Origin of the sequence: Mangrovimonas aestuarii (assembly GCF_028767185.1) — a bacterium.
In the GTDB taxonomy this organism is placed as follows: Bacteria; Bacteroidota; Bacteroidia; order Flavobacteriales; family Flavobacteriaceae; genus Mangrovimonas_B; species Mangrovimonas_B aestuarii.
This window is the reverse complement of the sequence record NZ_JARACK010000001.1, coordinates 449042-470963: the sequence shown is the minus strand read 5'-3', so window position 1 is coordinate 470963 and position 21922 is coordinate 449042. Positions and strand designations below refer to the sequence as shown.

Below are 21922 nucleotides of genomic sequence, written 5' to 3'. Positions count from 1 at the left end.
CTGGTCATAGCCCACTTTAATTCGAGCCCAAGAGGGGGAGCAAAATAAAAGCCTTGAGAAATCAAGGCTTTTTTATTTTTGTAATATTGGTTAATCTAGTCTTCAGAACAATCAAATTTAATATTGGATAGTTCTCCTTTTTTAGAAACTCCATTTACCTTAAAATCTGTAAATACATTAGCAAAACCGCTGTTGTTTTGATCACAGTCTGCAGTAAAGGATATGGCGAAACTAATTTCTGTACATGCATCGATATCTCCTGTCCAGGTCAATACTGTTGGTGACCCTTGTCCATTTCCTGGATTAAATGAGTATACTTTTCCATCTAATGCTTCGAAATCTACAATGTGAGGGCAGGTGAGTTTAACCTCGGCTCCTTCTAAACTTTCAGCACTTGTATAAGTGAAAAGATAGCTTCCGTCCTCTTGTTCTTCATAATCAAAACTCTCGTCGCAACCTCCGCACATACCTATTAAAGCATAGGTTTCGTTAAACGAAATAGGATTGGATAAGCCTTCTTGGTAAATAGTAAAAGGAATTTCATCACAAGCCTCCCAGTCACTTGGTAAATCAATCATATGACTTACTGTTGACCCAGAAGGAACATCTTCAATCACCGCTTCATCACCATCAATAGTTATTGTTATATCAGCTTGCGCATTAGAATTTCCACTAGTAATGGTGTAAGTTACATTAATGATAAGCTGTGTTTCCGTATTATATGCTTCGTAACTCACCGACTTTGAATTAGGTCCCGCAGAACCTGTGTCCGATCCTGTCATTGCAAAATAGGTTTCGCTATCTTCTTCTATACATACAGAACTACAGTCTATATAGTCTTCTAGAATAGAATTGGTGCTTACAATGGCATTTAAGGCGTTAACCGTTGATAAAGACGAGTCCGATTCTGTAGAATTTAGGGTATTCTCATTCTGTATATCTTCATTTTGACATGAATACAGTACAGTTGAGGCCAAGATAAAACAGGCTAAAAAACAATTGACTTGGTAAAAAGTTTTCATAAAAATTTAGTTATAGTTAATAGCAAATACTCTTACAGAAAAAGAGTTTCCTTACAAATCAATTAAATTTTTATATGAAGTTTCCTATGTTTTTGATGAAAGTATCTATAAATCAGGTGAATGGGCGTTTTTAGAAAATATAGTCGATGAACAACTCGTTTAAAATGAAGTGTTTATGGTTTTGGCTAACAGTAATGTCTATGCGAAATATAAAGTTGATTTAAGCAAAGGCCAAAATCGTATAACATCTTAAAAATTATTTTGAGATAGTTTTAAAGTGTTGATCTTACATATTATAAAGGCAATCTGTTTTTGTGAAATACAATCTGAAAGTATTTGTTTGAAAAAAAATGATTAACATTTTTACAGTACAACAACGAAAAATCAAAAAACCTGAATATATTTGCAGCCACGATTTACAAATACCAAAATTAATAGAGCTATATAAAGGCTTGCTCATTTTGGAAAGTAGAAAATAAATTCCTCCTTAGCTCAGTTGGTTAGAGCATCTGACTGTTAATCAGAGGGTCCTTGGTTCGAGCCCAAGAGGGGGAGCAAAATAAAAGCCTTGAGAAATCAAGGCTTTTTTTGGTATAAGATTCGGGGTGTGGCGCAGTTGGTTAGCGTACACGTCTGGGGGGCGTGAGGTCGCTGGTTCGAGTCCAGTCACCCCGACTTATTTCTTCAGATTATCATCATCTTTTATATAGTAATATTTAATTTCTTTTAGGTCTGAAAAATAAGTTTGCTATAGGTTTATTTAATGTTGCATTGTATTGAAAAAAATCACGATTGCATCTCCACATTAATTCTTACATTTGTTTGTCAAAATCAATTAACGTAAAAACATATGTTCTCTATTGTAAAAAATCTCCATTCGTATTGGGCCTACTTAGTATTATTAGTTTTGGTTATTGCAACTTTTAATGCCTTAATAAAAGCATTTGGTAAAAAAGAATATCAGGCCACTGATTTCCGTTTGTCATTGTTCACGCTAATTGTGACACATATGCAATTACTAATTGGAATCATATTATTTTTCTCAGCTAATTACTTTTCTATTATTAGCGATATGGGCATGGGAGAGGTTATGAAAAATGCAGATTTGAGGAATAAAATTGTTGAGCACCCATTAACTATGATTATTGCTATCACTTTGATTACAATGGGTTATTCAAAACATAAAAAGAAACTTACTTCAGCATCGAAATTCAAGATGATAGCGATATTTTACACCTTAGCACTCATTTTAGTGTTGGCTAAGATTCCGTGGAATGTTTGGTTCGCATAAAATATACATTAGACGTCGGAGTTCCCGGCGTTTTTTTGTTTTTAGCACTTAGCTTTATTGAGGAAGTTCCCTGATGATATATACATATGCAGGGAAGTGGTCACTATAACCGTTGGTAAAATTCCCATTGGCAAAACTTCGCTTAGGGTAGCCTTTGTATTGTCCATTCTTGGTAGTTAAGTAATTTTCATTAAAAATATCTGCTTTGTAAAATCTAAAGGAGGAGTAGTCTTTTTCTAGTAAGGGTTGTGAAATTAGAATTTGATCGAATAAACTCCAGCTATCCCTAAAGGCATTGGAACCTATTCCTTTTTTGTAAAGGTTTTCCATTGGATTATAAATGCCCTTTATGGAAACATCGTCCGAGTTATGTTGTGTTTTCAAGACTTTTTTCAAACTGGCATTTACAGGGTTATCGTTCAAGTCTCCCATGATGAAAATTTTTGCATAGGGATCTATGGTTTGCAGGGAATCAACTATGCTTTTGCAGAGTTTAGCAGCAGCCATCCGCTTTGGTTTGCTTCTGGCTTCGCCACCACGTCTGGAAGGCCAATGGTTTACCGTGATATGAATGAGCTCTCCATTGAGTTTTCCACTAACCAATAGCTGATCTCTGGTGTAAACGCGCTTCTTTTCGTCATCGTAAATTTTCAACTCGTGCTTACTTGTGTTTATAGGTGTAAACCATTTTTTTTGGTATAACAGGGCAACATCAATCCCGCGTAAGTCTGGAGAGTCGTAATGCACAATGCCATAATCAAACGCGAGCAAAGCTGAATCGTTAACTAAGTCTTCAAGTACATTTTGGTTTTCTATCTCTGCAATCCCAATAATTACAGGGGCATTTTTAGAGAGGTCATGGCCGATATCTGAAATAACACGTGCCATATTTTTAATTTTCTTCTTATAGACTTGCTGTTTGTCGATTTTTAGCTCCATAATGGGGCTGGCTTCGTCGTATTTGGCTGGATCATTTATGGTATCGAAAAGATTTTCTAGGTTATAGAATGCTATGGTGTGAATCTGGTACTTTTTTTTGTCTTGTCCTTTACTGTAGAATGATATAAGAAAGCTTAATAAAAGTAGCCATAGTTTTTGGGAATTCATATCAATAAAATATTTTGTTATACATCTCCTTAAAGTTAGATATTAAATCCTAAAACTTTAAATTAGTGGATATTAATGTGTGTTATGAAATGGTTTTTTATCTCTTTGTTGTTATTTGTTTTAGGTATTATATTGTTGCCTATGCAGATATTGCCAGATAAGTCTATACCTCAGAAGAAATGGACATATCCACCACAGCAACAATTTGATACAATAATATTTCCAGATTTTGAAACACCAGAACAGCCTCCTCCAAGCTATCTTATGCCTACAAAAGATGTCTTAACAGGTTATCGGTTATTTCGAGTTGCCGATACGGCTATTTTTAATGTAAAATCGCAACAGCTTAGTCATCATTATTCGTCAACCCAAGCGTGGAATGCAGATTTAACACTTATCATGCTACAAGGGTATGGTGCTGCGATATTAAATGCTGAAGATTATAGCTTATTGAAATGGGCAGATGTGCCTTATCAAGCACGTTGGTCAAGATTGCATCCAAACAGAATCTATGGTGTTTTTAACAAAACTGATTTCGGTTACCTTAATGTAGCTACTGAGGAAGTAACCATTTTACATGGTTGGAAAGGATATGCTCAACTAGAGCTGGGGTTTGGTGAAGGCAATTTAAGTGATAATGATTCACTTGTTTGCTTAGCAGCAGAAACTGTAAACGGTTATGATCTTTTTGTTTACAATATTGAAAAGGATAAGATAGAGGGAAGTATGGTTATTCCTAAAAATAAACGACATGATTGGGTTTCTGTGAGTCCTTCGGGAAATTATGTTCTTTTGAGTTGGAAGGATGATGGTTGTGAAAAGTATCAAGGCTTGAAAAGGTATAATATCGATTTTTCAAATGAAAAACATTTAAGTGATTATACAGAACACAGTGACATGGGGTATGATGCTTACCGTGACGAAGTTTATGTGAGTTGGACATCTCCTGAGGATAATTATCAAAAAAATTACTATTACTTAAAAAAAATACGATTGTCCGATGGGAAAACCACAGGCTTGCTATACGATCCTCCACCAGAACCTAAAGGAGTTTATGGAGGGCATATTAGTTTAAGGTCGTATTTGCGTCCGGGATGGGCTTATGTTTCCGAAGGCTGTTGCCCGGAAAATCAAGTTGCATCAGCCGAGCTTTTTGCCGTGATGTTGAATGACGGTAGCAGTAATTTGGTTGAGCGTTATGGTAAGCACTTTACCAATGATACTTTAGGTTATTATCATGAAGCTCGTGCTTCTGTAGATCCCACAGGGACAAAACTTATCTTTAATAGCAATTGGTATTATAAACCTTTTGAAAGTTTGCCGGCCGCTCCAGCTTGGGTTTTGGAAGTGCCACAGGATTAGATGATCGAATTTGTTTGAAAATCAATTTTTTGTAACTTAGAAAGATCTTAAAAATCCCTAAGGACCAATTACAAAACAATTGGTCTTGTATATAAATATTCTTCAAAAATTATTTCTCCTCTTTTTAGGGGTGTTTAGCTGTAGTCCACTTTGCTCTCAGAATACCATTGTTAAGGGAAGTGTAAAGGAAGCATCGACTATGGTGCCAATCCCAGATGTTTTTGTAACCATTGAGAATACTAATTTAAAAGCCCTAACAGATGGTTATGGGAAATTCATGTTTACTGAAAGAATACCACTGGGAGAACATATTTTACATCTTAGCAAAACCGGGTATCTTGACAAACGATATCCAATAATTATCAACCAGGGGCAAACCGTTAATATTGAGGATATGTTAATGACCATAGATGTCTCTGAAGCACCTGAAGTTTTCACTATATCCCTTGCCGATGACGAATTGAACAACGATACCAATGGCGCAGATAATATTTCTGGACTATTGCATGCCTCTAAAGATGTGTTTCAAAGAACAGTGGCATTCGAATTCAGTTCGTCATTTTTCAAAATGCGTGGGCTCGATTCAGATCATTCTACGGTAATGCTAAATGGTGTAGAAATGAACAAGCAGTTCAATGGCAGGCCTCAGTGGAGCAATTGGGGAGGGTTAAACGATATGATGAGGAATCAGGAACTCTCTTCAGGGATAACGCCGTCGTCATATAGTTTTGGAGGGATTCTTGGTACTACCAATGTTAGTGTCCGAGCTTCAGAATATCGTGCCGGAGGTCGTTTTACTTATTCGTCATCTAACCGTAGTTATGTTCATAGGCTTATGGCGAGTTATGCGTCTGGATTGTTAAAAAATGGATGGGCATTTGCATTGATGATTTCCAGGCGGTGGGGAGATGAAGGGTATCAGGACGCTACAGTCTATGATTCTAATTCCTTTTTTGTGTCGGTTGAAAAACAATTTGGGGATAAGCATAGTTTGAACCTTTCCGGGATTTATACGCCTAATCGTAGAGGTAAGTCATCACCCAATACTCAAGAAGTCTATGATTTAAAAGGTATTAGTTATAATGAATATTGGGGGATTCTAGATGGAGAAAAGCATAATTCGCGAATAAAGGAAGTCAAAGAACCAATAATAATGCTTAATCATTATTGGGATATTTCATCTAAAATAAACCTAAATACAAACTTTGCCTATCAATTTGGTAAGTTAAGTAACAGCCGATTGGATTATCCAGGAGGAAGTAATCCCAGCCCAACTTACTATCAAAAATTACCAAGCTATTTTTTAGCTGATCCTGACAGTCCTGACTATGATGCAGCCTATCAGGCAGAACAGGATTTTATTGAAAACGGTCAAATGGATTGGGAGCGCATTTTAGATGCTAATCTCACAAATAATATTAACGGAGTTTATTCGGCTTATGTGCTTTATGAGGATAAGACAGAGGATAGTCAATTAATGTTTAATTCTATTTTAAGCGCTGAATTTAATGAGAATATTTTGTTTAATGGAGGGGTGAAGTATAGAAGTCTGATTTCGATAAACTATGCAGAGATTCTGGATATGCTGGGTAGTGAAACAGGCTATTTAAACGTTGATGCTTTTGATGGTTATCAGTATGATTATCGAAATCCAGATGCAATAATAGATGAAGGTGGTAAAATTAGATACAACTATAAACTCAATGCAAATGTAGTTTCTGCTTTTGCTCAAGCTCGGTTTAAGTATAACAGATTGGACTTCTATTTGGCAGGATCTTTTAGAGGAAGTCAATATCAAAGAAAAGGTCTTTTTCAAAATGAGGCTAATGTAACTTTTGGTGAGATGGGGGAAGTAATCAGTGATAACTCCTATGGTAAAGGAGAAAAGCTAAAATTTAAGGGATTTGGCGGTAAGATAGGGGCGACTTATAAATTAACTGGGAATCATTTATTTGATATTAATGCTGCTTATGTAACCAAAGCCCCTTCTCTAAAGAACACTTATACAAATGTTAGGGTAAACCAAGATTATATTGGTGTACACAACGGAGCAGATATAGAAGGAGTCGATCGTGTTTCTGAAGAAAAAATTACAGCTTCCGATATTAGTTATATTTATAGAACGCCAATTATTCAAGCGCGTTTGACCGGGTTTTATGTGTTTCAAGAAGATGGAAGTCAGGTGAATTTTTATTATGCAGATGGCTTATCAGGATTTGAAGACGAAAACGGATTTTTACAATCAAACGATCTTATTTCAGAAACTCTTCAAGGAGTCGATAAAAAACATTTGGGAGGGGAATTGGGTATCGATGCTCAAGTTACTCAAACCATTATGTTAAAAGCTGTGGCCTCGCTGGGGCATTATACTTACGATAATAATCCAAATCTTTATGTGTCTTCCGATAGCCAAATGGCTTTTTATGGGAAATCAAATTTGAAAGGCTATAAGCTCTCTACTGGTCCACAACAAGCATACTCCTTGGGATTTGAGTATCGTGATCCGGATTATTGGTGGTTTGGAGCAACAGTTAATTTCTTTTCCCGTGCCTATTTGGGAATAAGTCCATTGACGAGAACCAAGAATTTTTATCTCGATTCGGATGGTTTTCCCTTTAACGATTATGACGAAGAAAAAGCTAAAGCGTTGCTTAAACAGGAATCATTCGATGAATACATGACTGTGAACCTTATTGGAGGGAAATCTTGGAGAGTAGGTGATTATTATATGGGCTTATTCGTAAGTATTAATAATTTATTGGATGAAGTTTATAAAACCGGAGGGTTTGAGCAGGGGAGGAGTGCTAATTACCGTGAATTGCTTGATGATATGAGTGGCCCCAAAAGGGTGTTTGGTCCCAAGTATTGGTATGGTAGGGGAGCGACTTATTTTGTTAACCTCAATTTCAGGTACTAATAAATGTGTTAATTATGAAAGTTAGTAGAGTTTTTAAAGTAGTCTTAAGTATAATGTGGATGATTGTTCTTGTGTGTTGTGTACAGGATGATGATTATGCTATTCCAAAAAACCTGGGACAGTATGAAAGTCAAGGATTGAGTGAAATTATTGAAGGTCTCGATAATGGGACCTATACTCAAATAAGTATAGAGCAATTAAAAGATTTGTATACTAGTTATGAGCAAAGTATTCCCTTTGGATTTTACGATTACAATAGGTTTTATCAAATCACTTCAAATTTGGTGGTAAGGGGATATGTCTCTTCTTCCGATAAAACCGGGAATCTATACAAGGAGTTTTATATGCAGGACGCTCCTGAAAACCCTACACATGCAATTGGGGTATTGCTTAATCAGTTAGATTCATATAATCAATTTAATATGGGGAGAGAGGTCTATATTAAATTGAAAGATATGTATGTAGGTTTGACCGACAATGAAATCATTGCTGTAGGAGGAAAACCAGATGCTTTAAGAGTGGGGCAGTTTACGGCCAATCAAATTACTACTCAGCTTTTCAGAACTCAGCTAACTGAAACCATTATTCCTTTGGAATTAACAATAAATGCTATTAATGATTCCCATATTGGAATGTTTGTCCAGTTGAATGGTGCTGAATTTCCCTTGGGTTTAACAGGAGAATCTTATGTTGATCCGTCTGATGATTTCGACACCCAAAGAACAATTCAAGTATGTGAAGGCTTTGGTTATACCAATTTTTTATTGGAGACAAGTACTTTTGCTAGTTTTAAAGACGAACCGCTTCCTGTGGATGGCGGTGGTCGTATTGCAGGAATTATAAGCAGAACTTATGGAGGTGACAATATGGTTTTGGTACTTAATTCAATAGACGATGTTCGTTTCGACCAATCTCGGTGCGAACCACTAAATTTTGAAGACTTCAATATTATTTATGAGGAAAATTTTGATTCAGCGATAGATAACACGACTTTGGATATTGAAGGATGGATTAATTATATTCAAGTTGGAAGCGAGCAGTGGACAGAACAGATTTATAGTAACAATGGCTATGCGGAGTTTAGTTCATACGCATCAGGTGACGATGTAAATATCACTTGGCTCATTTCCCCGGGAATCGATATGGACAGCCAAGAGGATGAATATCTAAACTTTATGTCAGCGCAACATCATTTGGACAGTTCGGAAAATACCTTGGATGTTTTTGTTTCAACAGATTTTAATGGTGAAGATGTGCTTGCGGCAACTTGGCAAGATATTGATGTTAATCTGGCTTCGCAAGGTAACTCATGGTACGATTTTGTGGATTCTGGATTGATAGATGTTTCAGGTTATTCAGGGATTTTGCATGTAGCTTTTAAGGTTACGGGCTCAGGTACCAATGAATTATTGGACGGCGGGTATCAGTTGGATGAGTTTAAAATCTTAGCCACTGAGTAAAATGCTTGAAATAGATTCTTTTTGAAATCAAAGAAAATAACGATTCATAACTCTGTAGAATCTCTAAATCATCTCCCTACAATTGTGTAAATTTGCACTTTAAACCCATTTATGTTAGAGAAAAAGGATATTGCTTTAGAGAAAGCAGTTTTAATAGGTGTTGTTACTAAAGATCAGGATGAAACAAAGTCTAAGGAATATTTGGATGAACTGGAGTTCTTGACTTATACGGCCGGAGGAGAGGTGGTAAAGCGTTTTACCCAAAAAATGGACATGCCAAACTCAAAAACCTTTATTGGTACCGGTAAGATGCAGGATGTTCAGGAGTTTATTCAGGAAAATGAAATTGGTACAGCCATTTTTGATGACGAACTATCGCCTGCTCAAGAGCGCAATATTAGCAAGATATTAAACTGTAAGGTTCTGGATAGAACCAACCTTATCCTCGATATTTTCGCTCAACGTGCACAAACTAGTTACGCCCGTACACAGGTAGAGTTGGCACAGTGTGAATATTTGTTGCCACGACTAAAAGGAATGTGGACACACTTAGAGCGTCAAAAAGGGGGTATTGGAATGCGTGGTCCTGGGGAAACAGAAATAGAGACCGATAGACGTATAGTGCGCGATAAAATTGCTTTGCTTAAAAAGAAAATACAAACCATCGATAAGCAAATGGCCGTACAACGTGGTAATCGTGGACAAATGGTACGTGTGGCCTTGGTTGGGTATACTAATGTTGGTAAGTCTACTTTGATGAACGTCATCAGTAAGAGTGAAGTGTTTGCTGAAAACAAACTCTTTGCTACTTTAGATACAACCGTAAGAAAGGTAGTTGTAAAGAATTTGCCGTTTCTATTAACAGATACGGTAGGGTTTATTAGAAAACTGCCCACTCAATTGGTAGAATCGTTTAAAAGTACGCTTGATGAAGTTCGCGAGGCTGATTTATTATTACATGTAGTAGATATATCGCATCCTAATTTTGAAGAACACATTGCTTCAGTAAACAAAATTCTTGGGGAAATAGACAGTGTAGATAAGCCAACCATTATGGTGTTTAATAAAATTGATGCATATCAGGCAGAGCCTTTCGATGACGATGACTTAACCGCCGAGCGTACTAAAGCGAACTATAGCCTTGACGAATGGCGTAAAACCTGGATGAACAAGATTGGTGAAAACGCCTTGTTTATATCGGCACTGAATAAAGAAAACTTAGAAGACTTCAGAAAACGGGTGTACAATGAAGTGCGCAAAATACATATTACCCGATTCCCGTATAACCATTTTCTCTATCCAGATTATGATGAGTTGATGGATGAGCAAGATGGAAATGAATAAAGGATGGAGGCTTAATAGCCTCCTTTTTTATTGGTAGGCATATAGCGGTTTACCTTAAAAATATGCCTTCAATTGTATCGTGCCAGTATGTATAGTTTTACTGGTTTCTGTTTTACGGCCATTGTAGTTAAGGTTGAGGTCTAAAAATGTTGTGATTTTTTTCTGTACCAAAATGTTCCAAGTATAGTTTTTTCCAGGTTGTAGCCCTTCAAGCATCTGGTAGGCCACAGGACTATTAGCATTACCTTCAAAATCATTTGTAAAGAAATTGAAGGCACCGTTAATCGATGCTTTTTCAAGTTTATTATAGGTAAATGAGGCACCGTATTGCTTCTGGTTGAGTGTTTCACCATTACCTATGGTATTGTCTTTATTGGTGAGTTGATAGTATATGTTGAATTGGGCGTTGTCGTTCAAGATATAGGAGAGTTTGGGATTGAAACGGTTTTCCTCAATGTTGTAATTTTTACTGCTAAAATTCTCACTTGTGTTTTCGTTAGTACTGATGCTTGACTGTAAATCGATAAGCCAGCTTGTTGCAAATTTATGGGTGAACTGTACTTGATGAGTTTTTAGTTTGCTTTCCAGTAATCCAACAGATAAAAGATTCTTGTTGAGATTGGATAGGTAGGTATACGAACTGGTGTAGTGTTGCTTTCCTCTGTTAAAGAAAATAGTGTTCCTAAAATTCTGTTGAATCCCTAAATTGTTTTCTCCAGAGGCCTCAAAAGGGTTAATGTTAAACTCATTGCCTTGTCGTCTTACTTTGTTGTCTATTAAAAAAGAGGCCTGATAGTAAAAGTGTGATACGGTTTTTTTAAATCCTTTGTCTAAAGTAGCCCATTGAATAGGGTTTAATGTAAACGAGGTGCTAAAACGGTTTTGGTTAGTTCTGATAAATACTTGGTTGGGCAGTAGTACTCTAATATAGTTTCCCTGATCTTGAAACTGAGCTGTTTCAAACTCCTCCAGTTCCTGAATACCATTCTCATTATAATCTATCCAAGTATAAGCCCCCTGTCCGGGTTCTACCTCTACATAAGTGAAATCCTGTTGGGGAAGTGTTCCAGAGTTGGTTTCGTAAGCCGCGTTCAATAGTACTAGCTGCTTAAACAAGCGCTGACTGTATTGCAGACGTGTGTTGAGCGAGTTCTCGTTGGCAATAGAATCTGTTTTACTTTTTAGTGTTCTGTAATTGGCATATAAACTCAAATCTGTGTTTTGGCTTTTTATCAAACGGGAGTTTATGTAGTAGGTGTTAGATGTGTTTACACGCTCAACACTATTGTTTCGTAAACTGTCGTTAACGCGGTATTTATAGCCAACTTCGGCAAAAACATCTGTGCTGTCCCCAATTCCTGTAAACAATTCGTAGGCAGAGAATTTTTGGCTAATAGGAGTAAGGCTGTCGGTTTCTATGGTTTTTTGTTCGTTTTTTTCCGAATCAAATCTTATGCCGGCCCATGCTTTGTTGAATCGTCTGGTTACTTCGTTGTAGGTTCTTATAAATTTAGAATTCGAAATATCTGACTTGGAATTCATAATACTGGAATTGGACCTAATACTGTAGTTGTCAAGTTTAAGGTTAGCAGTGATAACATGTCGGTTACCGTTGTAGTTCTCAGAGTAGTTGAGGTGTTCTAATTGGTAGGTTGCTGCTCCTTTTTTGTTGTGGAACAAATTAACTCCAGTGATTACGTAACGCTGGTCGCCCATAGGGGTCTCTAGGCTCCAATCACGACCAAATTCAACATTGTAAAGTTGTTCAATAGTTTTAAAGTCTTGGTTAATGTAATCAATATTGAAAAAACCTCTTAAATTCCATAAACTGTCATTCCTTATGAGATATTGTTTTAGATTGAGTTTGCCAGCAAAACCGTTATTATCATTATCATCTAAACTAGAAAAAAGGTTGAGGTCGTTTTTACTTCCTGTAAGTTCAAAAATAATATCGGTAGAGGAACTAGGTCTATAGGTTCCGTTTATTACCGCCATTTGTAATTTGGAGGGTGCAATTAGCTGTATGATTGGTTCGTAGTTTCCTTGAGGAATGCCGTTTACAGGAGCTACATATTCATATATATTGGAAATAGCACTTGTATTACTTATAATGTAGTTTCCTTGGTTGTTGCCTACGAGAGTGAATTTAACGCTAAATAGTTCGTCTTCTGGGTTGTTTGAGAAAACAAATACTTCTGCACCATCAATAATTTCCTTTTTGTAAAGGATTTTATTTTCACTATAACTTTCCGATACAGCTGAAGGGGCAATCATTAAACTACGATCATCACCTGCTTCCGATAGAATTTCTACCTGTTCGGAAGACAAATTTTGTTGAAGTGGCTGATTCTTGGAATCGGTCTCACTGTATACTGAAGCATTTATTCTTAATTTGTTAGAATTGTAATCACCACCACCGTAAACCACAAATCGGGAATAATTGCGTTCGCTGTATTGGTAATCTACAGTAATACGCATTTCTGAAGTTATGGGGAAAGTCGGATTGAAGATTATTTCGCCGGCATTGTAATCAATAATATAATCCTTGTTCTCACCACGCTCTAAAGGTATTCCGTTTACGTATACGGTTTCACTTCCGGAAACAATTAGTACATAAAGTTCGCCGTTGGGGCCTTGTAGTTTGTAGGGGCCTTGGTTTCCTTCTTGGGCAGTAAATTGGCTACGGGTAAATTGCCCTCTGACTAAAGCACCGGAAAGAAATAAATTGGTAGAGTGTTCGGTTGAGCCTAGTTTTGCTCCGACAGAAAGCCCTTGTACGCGTTTTGAAAATCGTGCAAAATACGATGTTGTGTTTTGGAGGTCGATATCCCCCGCCCGAATTTTCCACCGGTCACTAAAAAGCTCAATAAAAACTTGATCGAATTCGTCTAAGCGTTGTGAATAACCACTTTGTTGAAGTGGTATGTTTGCATCTTGGATTGATGCTCTTAAAGATACCTTTTCACTAAGTTTTCCTGTTATCTGAAGATCTAAGGCGCTGTTAAGTACCGAGTTTTGGTTGTTTCCTATAGTAACACCTCTGGAAATGCTTCCTGAAGTGGCCAAGCCTTCAAATGGTGTAAAGCCTTTTCGTTTCCCAGCTTGTTCAAAACTGTATAGTTTTTGTTGGTTTGCAGAATTGTCCAAAATAATATCCTCATCCAATAGTTTGTAGGTTTTGGTTAGAAAATCTGGATACCTAAGATAGCTAACAACAACTGAATCTGTATCCAGAGGTTTTTTTAAGGAAACAATTCCTTTTGTATAATCTACACGATAGTAGGTTGAGTCAATTATGGAAAGGTCTTTGGTTTTAAGGAAAAAGAATCCAGGGTTTATACTTACTGTATCTACAGCAATGGAGTCTCTTACGGCAACAGTCTTTGTTCTGTAATTGGAAACCTGCGCCTGTGTAAAACAGGCAAACAGCAATAATATAAATGTTACCGTTTGTTTCATTTTGTATTAAAACTGTATGGCCATTGTTTTTATTTTGTTGACTGATTATTAAAAAGCCCCACAATATATATGGTGTAAAAGTAACGTAATATTTATTTTAGCTGAAATTTTGTTAAGATCCTTAAATCTTAGGATCTTGAATTGTAAAGGACACAAGAGTACATTTTATGAAAATAATATCCTATAATGTAAACGGAATACGAGCAGCAATTAACAAGGGATTTATAGATTGGTTAAAAAGTGCCAACCCGGATGTAATTTGTCTTCAAGAAATCAAGGCCATGAAAGAGCAGTTGGACTTGAAGCTTTTTGAACAGGCGGGCTATAAGTATCATTATTGGTTTAGTGCCCAGAAAAAAGGCTATAGTGGTGTTGCTATTTTAAGCAAGACAGAACCTGACCATGTAGAATATGGAACAGGAATTGGATCGATGGATTTCGAGGGGAGAAATCTTAGAGCTGACTTCAATGGTGTGTCAGTTATGAGCTTATATTTGCCTTCTGGTACCAATATTAATAGGTTGGAACATAAATTGGAGTACATGGATATGTTTCAGGACTATGTAAATGATTTAAAAAAACATCGACCTAATTTGGTTATATGTGGCGATTATAACATTTGTCATCAAGCAATAGATATTCATGATCCTGTAAGAAATAAAAACGTATCTGGGTTTTTACCAGTAGAGCGGGAATGGATAGGTGGATTTATTGAAAGCGGATTTATAGATTCCTTCCGTTATTTCAATAATCAACCACATCAATATAGTTGGTGGAGCTATCGGGCCAATTCAAGAGCAAACAATAAGGGTTGGCGATTAGATTATGCTATGGTTTCAAAACCGTTAGAAGATAAATTAAAAAGGGCGGTAATTTTACAGGAAGCTTATCATAGTGACCATTGTCCAATTTTGGTGGAATTAGAACATTAACAAACTCAAGTCTAAATATAAACTATAAACTTATGATTAAAAAGATTTCTATTATAACGCTTATGCTTGCTGCTACAAGTTCTTGTGTTTCTCCTAAAGTCTACAAAGACCTTGAAGGACGCTATAACGATTTAAAAGAAGAAAATAGAACACTTGCTGTTGAAAGGGAAGAAATGCAACATACTATCAAGCAGAATGAAGATGCTTTAGCGGAATTGCAAAACAAGTACAATAAAGCCACTGAAGACAGAGATAGGCTCCAAGCTGATTATAATGCTACAAAGAATAATTACGACAACCTAAAAGCATCTTATGATGCCTTAGAGAAAAACAGTTCTGCTGCGATTGCTAAAAACTCACAACGAAACAGGGAGCTTTTGGCTCAATTGGAAGCTAAAGAACAAGCACTTGCTGCCGAACAAACACGTTTGGATAAGTTGAGGTCAGAGTTAGAGGAGCGTTCTAACCGTGTGCAAGAATTGGAAACTATAATAGCATCGAAAGATGCTGCAATGACTGAACTGAAAAACGCTATATCTAATGCGCTAACCGATTTTGAAGGAAAAGGGTTAACGGTAGAGCAACGTGACGGAAAGGTATATGTATCTATGGAGAACAAATTACTATTCAGTTCAGGAAGTTGGGCTGTTGGGAGCGAAGGGAAAAAAGCAGTAAGTCAATTAGCAAGTGTTTTAGCTGTTAATCCAGATATTAATGTTCTGATAGAAGGACATACAGATAATGTGCCTTATAATGGTGCAGGTCAGTTAAAGGGTAATTGGGATTTATCTGCCAAACGTGCGACAGCCATTGTAGAGATACTTCGAGAGAACTCTAATATTATTCCTGAGAACTTAACAGCTGCAGGTCGTGGTGAATTTGCTCCAATGGCATCAAACGACACTCCCGAAGGTCGTGCCAAAAACCGTAGAATAGAAGTAATCCTTACTCCAAAACTTGACGAGTTATCAAAAATTCTAAATGACATTTAATTAAGAATTGCACATAAAATTTATAAAAAGCCACTTTGATGAAACAAGTGGCTTTTTTGTAGGTAAAAACATCTTATTTTATGTGGGTTAAAACTGTGTTTTTTGTGCTTAAATTCTTTTTCTAATAAAAGAGAATATCATTATATGCCAAACAGATAGCTTATAGTTTTTTGGTGATTTAGGTTATCTTTTTGATATTCAATATGGTATTTAATGGTATGTTATCGATGTGTTATTAATTTGTTTAGAATGGTATAAAAAATCGTAACATTGTGGTTAAAAACTTATTAAAAAAATAGTATTATTGCGTTTTGGCGATTAAAATTGTTTTTTGTCTATTAACGTTATGTTAATCTAAGTACAATGCAGTTTTTTTATATTTTTAGGAATTCAGAAAAAAAGAGTCTTTTCTTGATGCAGGTAAGACACTGTTAAAGGAAGGCTTTGAAAATCAGTTAACAATAATTAAAGCTATGAAAGAGCACTAATTAAATTAATATTTATAACTAACCTTACTTTAATATTATGATGAGAAAAATTACTTTTCTATTTTGTTTAGCATTCCTATCCATGGTGTGGCAGCTTAGTGCGCAGGTCACCATTGGGACAGGGACAAATGAGCAACAACATTTACCGATTGAACCTTGGTATGGATATACTTACTCCCAGAGTATCTATACCACTGGAGAGATTAATGCTTCTGGAACCATAACAGGTTTACAATGGTATTATAGTGGGACTTCTGACTTAGCAGATAATCAACAGTTGGTTATTTACATGGCAGAGTCTACTAAAACCGAATTTACAAGTAATACAGATTGGGAGCCAATAACGTCGTTTACAGAGGTGTATTCTGGAGGTATAACAGTTGTTGCTGGAACACCTGGCTGGGTAGCATTAACTTTTGATACTCCATTTGCCTATTCTGGGACTGATAACCTTATAATAGCAGTTGAGGAAAATATGCCTGCGTATGATAGCTCAACAGATGATTTTCACTGTTCAGCTGTTTCTTCAAATAGGTCTATTGTATATTATAGTGATGGAACCAATCCAGATCCTGCTGCTCCGCCAACTGCTAACGGGGGGTCTCCTGTAGCTTTTATTCCTAATGTTATTTTAGACGGGATTACCCAGGTTTGCCCTGGCCCAACAGATATTACATTCTCTAATGTATTGCCAAATTCTGCTGATGCGAGTTGGACTGCAGGAGGTGCAGAAACTACCTGGAATATTGAATATGGTCCAGCTGGTTTTGCTCTTGGAACAGGAACCCAGCAAAATGGGTTGACTGCAACATCTGCTAGTATGACCGGTTTGACAGCTGCAACAGATTATGAATTTTATGTACAAGCCGATTGTGGTACTGAAACGAGCTCTTACCAAGGGCCTTTTATGTTTACTACAGAGTGTGATATATTTACAGCGCCTTTTACAGAGCCATTTGCGGGGAGTGCAACTCCTAACTGTTGGACCGAAGGTGGTGATACTGCTTGGGATTATAACTTAAATGCAGGTTATGCTGCAATAGATGTTGATGATCACACCTTTGGTGGTGGAACTAATTATGCATGGATGGATGGTTCGGATAACGGTACAGGTGAAATCAGTACCTTAACCTCTCCATTAGTAGATGTGTCTGGACTAACTAGTCCTTCTCTACAATTTGCATTATTCAGTAATAATACAAATGATGCAACAATCAACTTGATTGATGTTGAGCTTTATGATGGTGCTGCTTGGAATACTGTAATGAACATTACTAATTTATTGGGTGCTCAGTGGCAAGATTACTTTATCGATCTTTCTACTTATACAATCACTGGACCAGTACAAGTTAGGTTCACAGTTACCGGTGGTACAGGTTCTACGTTCTATAATGATGTTTTACTTGATGACGTCTCTTTTGACGAAATGCCAACCTGTGCTCAGCCATTTAACCTAATTGCAAGTGCCGTTACTGATACTACAGTAGATTTAAGCTGGACAGAAGCAGGAACAGCAACTTCATGGAACATTGAATTAGTAACTGCGGGGACTGCCCCTACAGGTACACCAACTTATACAGGAGTTACAAATCCGTATACTGTTACCGGACTGACTGCTGTAACTGATTATGAATTTTACGTGCAGGCTGATTGTGGTGCCGGTGATACAAGTGCTTGGGTAGGGCCAATATCCTTTACTACAGAGTGTGCTGCTTATATTCCTGAATATTTACAAGACTTTGCAACCATCATTCCGCAGTGTTGGGATGAGGCAGATAATGGTGATCCAACAACTGGACCTACAGGTTTAGGTGCAGGGTCTTGGGGACCAGATGGTTTTGCTAATAACGGATTCAGTGGAGCATATAAAATCAATCTTTATCTTGCTAGTAAGAGCGATTGGGTATTGTCTCCAAGCTTCGACCTATCAACAGGTGGGCCTTATCAGGTTGAGTTCGATTTCGCTATAATGCAATTTGGTTCATCTACAACGGCAGGAACTTTAGGGTCAGACGACGAAGTTCAGTTTTTGATTTCTACCGATGCAGGTACTACATGGACTGCTCTAGATACTTGGGATAATACTTCTGTAGTTCCTGCTGGAGGAACACATTATGTTTACGATTTAACATCATATGCTGGAATGACCGTAAGTTTTGCTTACTGGGGTTCTGAAGGGACTGTAAACGATCCTGAGGATATAGATGTGTCTTTCGATAATTTTTGGATCAGAGATATTCCTTCATGTCCAGAACCATCTGCTTTAACTGCAACAAGCTTGAGTTTAACTTCAACTGAGTTGTCTTGGACAGAAAATGGTACATCTACATCATGGGATGTTGAGGTTGTACTTGCGGGGACGACTCCTACAGGTACTCCTACTGCAGCTGGTGTAACTAACCCTTATACTGCTACGGGTTTAACTTCTGATACAGCTTACGAATATTATGTAAGAGCCGATTGTGGTTCTGGAGATTTGAGTACTTGGGTTGGACCATTCCCGTTTTATACAGGATATTGTGAATCTGTACCAACAAGTAACGATGGGCAGGGTGTTACCAATGTAACTCTAATGCAAACACCATTCCCAAGTTTTGGTGATGTGACTTACGAAAACCATACAGATACGTCAGTATTGGTATTCCAAGGATTAGATACCAATTTACAGATTTCGTTTGCTACAGGTTATACCTATGGAACTAATGTGTGGATTGATTTTAATGATGATTTAGTATTTGATAGTGCTACAGAGTTAGTGTATTCTGGAACATCAACCAACCAGAACCCTACAACCTTAGACGCTACTTTCCTAATGCCAGCAACAGCAGCTGTTGGAGAGCACAGAATGCGTATTGGTACCGCAGATTCTGGACAAGCAACACCAAACCCTTGTTATAATGGGTCTTGGGGTGTAACTTTAGATTTTACTGTTAATATCCAAGTGCTAAACTGTGTATTGCCAGAAGCTACTTATACTGTAGTAGACGATTGTGATAATGGAGATCAATTCCTTATTGATGTAGATATAACCAGTTTAGGAGATGCAACTTCGTTAACTGTATCAGACAACCAAGCTAGTACTCCAATTGTGGTTAGTGCTACAGGTGTTGTGCAAATGGGACCTTATCCATTTTTAACAGAAATTCAAGTTTCTGTTTCTAACGAAGCTGAGGATTATTGTACTATTTACAGTCCTAATTTTGAACTATTGGCATGTCCTCCAGCTAATGATGGTTGTGATGGTGCTATAGTAGTAGATGTTAATACTTCTCCAACTTGTGATCTTATAACTTCAGCGACCATGGTAGCAGCTACACCATCACCAGTGATGCCTAGTTGTGGACCAGCTGGTTCTGCAGACGTTTGGTTTGAATTCGTTGCTTTAAGTGAGTCGGAAACGATTACACTAATGAATATGCAAGGAGGTACTTTTAACCTTGATCATGCAGTTTATTCTGGTGCTTGTGGAAACCTAACCGAATTGTACTGTTCTGATGATGATTTTAGTTACACTCCATTGTTAACTGTTGGAGAAACTTATTATTTACAGGTGTTTACTCCTGGAGTAAGTGATGAGACAACAACATTTGACGTATGTATCAAACCAGCTCCAGATAATATTACATGTGAAACTGCAGGGTATTTCTGTAATGGAGAAGGAGGTTTAATTTCTGCGAATATCACAGGCTTGCCAGATTCTACAGATGTAGCTTGTTTAGGATCTATACCTAACCCTTCTTATAACATTCTTGATATTGCTGAATCAGGTACTATTGAAATTCAAATTACTCAAAACACAGAATTTGATGAAAACGGTGATCCGGTAGGAAATGGTTTGGATGTAGACTTTGTATTATGGGGACCATTTACCCCAGATGAGGATTATTGTGATTACGATTTATTTGTAGACTGTCCTACATGTCCAAACAATACATTTAATCCTGGATTCTATCCATTTGGTAATATAGTAGACTGTAGTTATTCTGCAGCTCCTGTTGAAAACTTAACTATTCCTAATGCACAAGAAGGAGAAATCTATTTACTGTTGGTAACAAATTTCAACGGAGGAAATGGATTCATTCAAATTGAGCAAACAAATGCTCCTGATGCCGATTCTGGTACACTTACAGCAGATATGAATGCTTCTTTCGAGAACGTAGCTGTAGATCCTGTTACAGAAGAACCATTACCATTAGACCTTTGTGGTTATACAGAATATACTTTAACTGTTGATACAAATGGTCGTGGAGATTATTTTGACTGGTATCCAGGTGGGTTTATTGATGAATCAAACACTACTGATACATACATTGCCACTGAATCTGGATTGTATACAGTAATTGCTTATGATGAAGATTGTGCTGTTGAAGCCACTTTATCTGTTCAGGTTAACTTCTACCAACAAGCAAACCCTGTACAACCAGATCCACTTACAGCTTGTGATAACGATGGAGATGGCATAGTTGATTTTGATCTTACTTCAATTGAAGCACAAATGTTAGCCAACGAAGCAGATCCAACAATCTATGCAGTTACTTACCATCTAGTTTTAGCTGAAGCGCAGCAGGGAATTAATGCTATCGCAGATCCTACTGCTTACGCTTCTGCTGGAGAGACTATTTATGTCCGTGTTGAAGACATCAACGCTGTAGGTTCAAATTCTGGATGTTTCTCTACAACGTCATTAGAATTGATTGTTAATACTGCTGTAGTTTTAGGAACTCCATCCGATTTGGAAAATTGTAGTGATAGCTCAGGAACAACTTCATTCGATTTAACTTCAAATGAAGCAGATATCCTTAATGGGCAAACTGGATTAACGGTTGGGTATTATACATCTCAAACAGATGCTGATAATGGTACAAACCCAATAGCAGATCCAACAGACTACGATTCTTCAAACGGATCAGAAACTATCTATGTTAGAGTTGAAGATACTGTAACAGGATGTTATGCAATAACATCATTCAATGTTACTGCTGGTGTTCAACCTGAAATGACTTTCGATCCAGATGGAGACTATGAGCTTTGTGCTGGAGGATCTGACTCTACAGACCTAGTTATTATACCTGTAAACTTTACTGAAGCCGATGTAACCAGTGGAGCAGTAAATATTGATTGGTATTTTGAAGGAGTTGCAATTCCTAACGAAAATAGTTTATCTTTGTCAGTGTCCGAAACAGGAGACTACGAAGTGGTAGCTACCTTTACAAATACCGGTTGTACCGGTCAAGTAGGACCTCAAGAAGTTGTTGAAATTACCAATTGTGTTATTCCTCAGGTTATTACGCCTAATGGGGATGCTTATAACGAAAGGTTCGACCTAAGAGGATTCAATGTACAAAGTCTGAAAATTTATAACAGAAACGGTACACTTGTATACTCTAAAGAAGGTGGTTATACAGACGAATGGTATGGACAGTCTGATGGTGGAGATGAATTACCTGTAGGTACTTATTTCTACGTAATGGTTGACCAGGACAACGAGACAACTACCGCTTGGGTATATATCGAAAGAGAAAATTAAACTAACAAAAACCTGATATAG

General features: G+C 37.1%; 11 protein-coding genes and 2 tRNA genes. 10 read left to right on the top strand and 3 right to left on the bottom strand.

Annotated features, from left to right (window positions below; genetic code table 11):
• Nucleotides 1-95: 95 nt before the first annotated feature.
• Complete coding sequence (locus PWU04_RS02145; protein WP_274474154.1) at nt 96-1022, bottom strand: hypothetical protein; 927 nt, start codon at nt 1020-1022, stop codon at nt 96-98.
• A 481-nt stretch (nt 1023-1503) separates the two neighbouring features.
• On the opposite strand from PWU04_RS02145, the gene PWU04_RS02140 reads away from it, so the two are divergent.
• From PWU04_RS02140 to PWU04_RS02130, 3 genes are all read left to right on the top strand, one after another.
• Nucleotides 1504-1577: transfer RNA gene (locus tag PWU04_RS02140), tRNA-Asn, on the top strand.
• A 46-nt stretch (nt 1578-1623) separates the two neighbouring features.
• A tRNA-Pro gene (locus tag PWU04_RS02135) sits at nt 1624-1697 on the top strand.
• Nucleotides 1698-1872: 175 nt separating this feature from the next.
• Nucleotides 1873-2313 carry a hypothetical protein gene (locus PWU04_RS02130; RefSeq protein WP_274474153.1) on the top strand — a complete coding sequence of 147 codons (441 nt, stop codon included), beginning with the start codon at nt 1873-1875 and terminating at the stop codon, nt 2311-2313.
• Nucleotides 2314-2367: 54 nt separating this feature from the next.
• On the opposite strand, the gene PWU04_RS02125 is transcribed toward PWU04_RS02130, so the two are convergent.
• Nucleotides 2368-3420: an endonuclease/exonuclease/phosphatase family protein gene (locus PWU04_RS02125; protein ID WP_274474152.1), complete on the bottom strand. Its 1053-nt coding sequence runs from the start codon at nt 3418-3420 to the stop codon at nt 2368-2370.
• Nucleotides 3421-3504: 84 nt separating this feature from the next.
• Here PWU04_RS02125 and PWU04_RS02120 point away from each other — a divergent pair, with 84 nt between their 5' ends.
• The 4 genes from PWU04_RS02120 (at nt 3505) to hflX (ending at nt 10503) form a co-directional block, all read left to right on the top strand.
• Entirely contained in the window at nt 3505-4782 is a 1278-nt protein-coding gene (locus PWU04_RS02120; RefSeq protein ID WP_274474151.1) for a hypothetical protein, read from the top strand.
• An 85-nt stretch (nt 4783-4867) separates the two neighbouring features.
• Nucleotides 4868-7699, top strand: a complete 2832-nt coding sequence (locus PWU04_RS02115; protein WP_319946471.1) for a TonB-dependent receptor — start codon at nt 4868-4870, stop codon at nt 7697-7699.
• Between the two features lie 14 nt (nt 7700-7713).
• Entirely contained in the window at nt 7714-9159 is a 1446-nt protein-coding gene (locus PWU04_RS02110) for a DUF5689 domain-containing protein (RefSeq protein WP_274474150.1), read from the top strand.
• A 111-nt stretch (nt 9160-9270) separates the two neighbouring features.
• Nucleotides 9271-10503, top strand: a complete 1233-nt coding sequence (gene hflX, locus PWU04_RS02105; RefSeq protein ID WP_274474149.1) for a GTPase HflX — start codon at nt 9271-9273, stop codon at nt 10501-10503.
• 54 nt (nt 10504-10557) lie between these two features.
• Here the strand turns inward: hflX and PWU04_RS02100 are convergent, their stop codons facing one another.
• On the bottom strand, nt 10558-13962 hold the full coding sequence (locus PWU04_RS02100) for a hypothetical protein (RefSeq protein WP_274474148.1): 3405 nt from the start codon (nt 13960-13962) through the stop codon (nt 10558-10560).
• 167 nt (nt 13963-14129) lie between these two features.
• Here PWU04_RS02100 and PWU04_RS02095 point away from each other — a divergent pair, with 167 nt between their 5' ends.
• From PWU04_RS02095 to PWU04_RS02085, 3 genes are all read left to right on the top strand, one after another.
• Nucleotides 14130-14894 (top strand): exodeoxyribonuclease III, encoded by a 765-nt coding sequence (locus PWU04_RS02095; protein WP_274474147.1) that lies wholly within the window; start codon nt 14130-14132, stop codon nt 14892-14894.
• A gap of 32 nt (nt 14895-14926) precedes the next feature.
• A complete protein-coding gene (locus tag PWU04_RS02090) occupies nt 14927-15886 on the top strand; it encodes an OmpA family protein (protein WP_274474146.1) in 960 nt (319 codons plus the stop codon).
• A gap of 525 nt (nt 15887-16411) precedes the next feature.
• Nucleotides 16412-21901, top strand: coding sequence for a fibronectin type III domain-containing protein (locus PWU04_RS02085; protein WP_274474145.1), 5490 nt, complete (start codon nt 16412-16414; stop codon nt 21899-21901).
• Nucleotides 21902-21922: the final 21 nt, after the last annotated feature.

Coding starts and splice junctions, on each gene's coding strand:
- PWU04_RS02145 (WP_274474154.1), bottom strand. CDS start 1,022: ATGAAAACTTTTTACCAAGTCAATTGTTTTTTAGCCTGTTTTATCTTG.
- PWU04_RS02130 (WP_274474153.1), top strand. CDS start 1,873: ATGTTCTCTATTGTAAAAAATCTCCATTCGTATTGGGCCTACTTAGTA.
- PWU04_RS02125 (WP_274474152.1), bottom strand. CDS start 3,420: ATGAATTCCCAAAAACTATGGCTACTTTTATTAAGCTTTCTTATATCA.
- PWU04_RS02120 (WP_274474151.1), top strand. CDS start 3,505: ATGAAATGGTTTTTTATCTCTTTGTTGTTATTTGTTTTAGGTATTATA.
- PWU04_RS02110 (WP_274474150.1), top strand. CDS start 7,714: ATGAAAGTTAGTAGAGTTTTTAAAGTAGTCTTAAGTATAATGTGGATG.
- hflX (WP_274474149.1), top strand. CDS start 9,271: ATGTTAGAGAAAAAGGATATTGCTTTAGAGAAAGCAGTTTTAATAGGT.
- PWU04_RS02100 (WP_274474148.1), bottom strand. CDS start 13,962: ATGAAACAAACGGTAACATTTATATTATTGCTGTTTGCCTGTTTTACA.
- PWU04_RS02095 (WP_274474147.1), top strand. CDS start 14,130: ATGAAAATAATATCCTATAATGTAAACGGAATACGAGCAGCAATTAAC.
- PWU04_RS02090 (WP_274474146.1), top strand. CDS start 14,927: ATGATTAAAAAGATTTCTATTATAACGCTTATGCTTGCTGCTACAAGT.
- PWU04_RS02085 (WP_274474145.1), top strand. CDS start 16,412: ATGATGAGAAAAATTACTTTTCTATTTTGTTTAGCATTCCTATCCATG.